The organism is Xenorhabdus aichiensis, assembly GCF_028598775.1.
In the GTDB taxonomy this organism is placed as follows: domain Bacteria; phylum Pseudomonadota; class Gammaproteobacteria; order Enterobacterales; family Enterobacteriaceae; genus Xenorhabdus; species Xenorhabdus bovienii.
In genome coordinates this window covers 1-1,400 of the sequence record NZ_JAQRFO010000114.1, presented here as the reverse complement: position 1 = coordinate 1,400, position 1,400 = coordinate 1, and the positions used below count along the sequence as shown (strand labels likewise).

Annotated in this window: 1 protein-coding gene; it reads right to left on the bottom strand. The window is 51.1% G+C overall.

The window, feature by feature from the left end; genetic code table 11:
• Window positions 1-263: 263 nt before the first annotated feature.
• Window positions 264-1,283, bottom strand: a complete 1,020-nt coding sequence (locus PSI22_RS21145; RefSeq protein WP_010848889.1) for an IS110 family RNA-guided transposase — start codon at window positions 1,281-1,283, stop codon at window positions 264-266.
• Window positions 1,284-1,400: the final 117 nt, after the last annotated feature.

The following is a 1,400-nucleotide window of genomic DNA, read 5'->3' as shown; positions in this document are numbered from 1 at the left end:
TCCCGTTTGCAACGGCTTCCATTGTTCTAACTCTGACAGATAGGTTGCAGCTTTATATCCGGCTTTTTTGCAGCCTTTAAAGCTGCGAGCCCCTATGTCATTCGCCGACTCACACCTCATTTCCTCCGCGAGCTTTAAGCTCATAAAACCATTCAGGTTTAGTGAGTCCCGGTCTTACCTGTCTTTGTCATCACGCTGGTTGCCAGAGTAACCTTTCTGCATTCATCCTTTTGTTAAAAGTTAATGTTTGTCAGTGGCCGCTTTTAGTCTGGCCTGACACTGACGTGCGCCTTGTCGTATTCACACTGGTGAGCCGCTATCGCCCAGACTGTCCGGGCCAGTTTGTTCGCCATCGCCACGATGGCCACACTGGTCGGGCATCGTTTTTTGAGTTCCGTGATCCAGGGCAAAGGTTCTTTTGTCAGTAATGCAGCCGCACGAGCACCATGGATAAACAGGGTCCTCATATAGGTATCTCCGCGTTTACTTATCCCCAGCAGGCGGATTTTTCCGCCTGAACCTGTCTGTTTCGGAACAAGTCCGATATAAGCAGAAAACTCTCGTCCCGATTTAAACGCGGAGGCTTCTCCCATTGTGGCCACCGCAGCCGTGGCAATTAGCGGCCCCACGCCGGGTATTTTCAGCAGCCGCTGACAGGTTTCATTCTGCCTGGCCACGCTGACAAGCTGTTTTTCGATGCTATTTATCTGTGAATCCAACTCACCCAGCCTGTTGTACTGGTCCTCCAGCACGGTGATAAGGTACGGAGGAAGACGTATCTTCAGTCGTTCCAGTGCTGCCGGTAACTCTTTGTCCAACGCTGCCCGGCCTTTGTGGAGGGTTTCACCAAATTCCAGGAGCGTACCGTGCAGGGCATTAATTTGTGCGGTTCTGAACTTGACCAGTTGCCTGCGTGAACGATGCAGAACCAGTACTGACTGTTGTTCTTCTGTTTTGACGGCTATCGCCTTACCGGGCTGTTGTACCGCCATCCAGATAGCGCGGGCATCCATCACGTCATTTTTGTTGCCCATCAGGAACGCCTTAACAAACCGGGCCTGCATCAGTCGTACCTTATGCCCCTGTTTTGTCAGTTCTCGTGCCCAGTGCTGAGAGCCACCACAGGCCTCCATACCAATCAGGCAAGGTTCCCGGTTACTGAAGAAAGTCAGAAAATCCTGGCTACGTACCTGCTTATCAATCACTTCGCCAGTGTGCTCATTGATGAAGTGGAGCTGAATCAGATGTTTTGCGATATCAACGCCAATCGGTGTATATTTCATGTCGTGGAGTCTCCAGTCACTGGGAGCACTACGCATCCCGTATTGAGCACAATGATGCCGGAAATCTGTGAGGCTTCACACCTCCCCCTTCATCGTCGTGCTCCAGATTAAATGAAT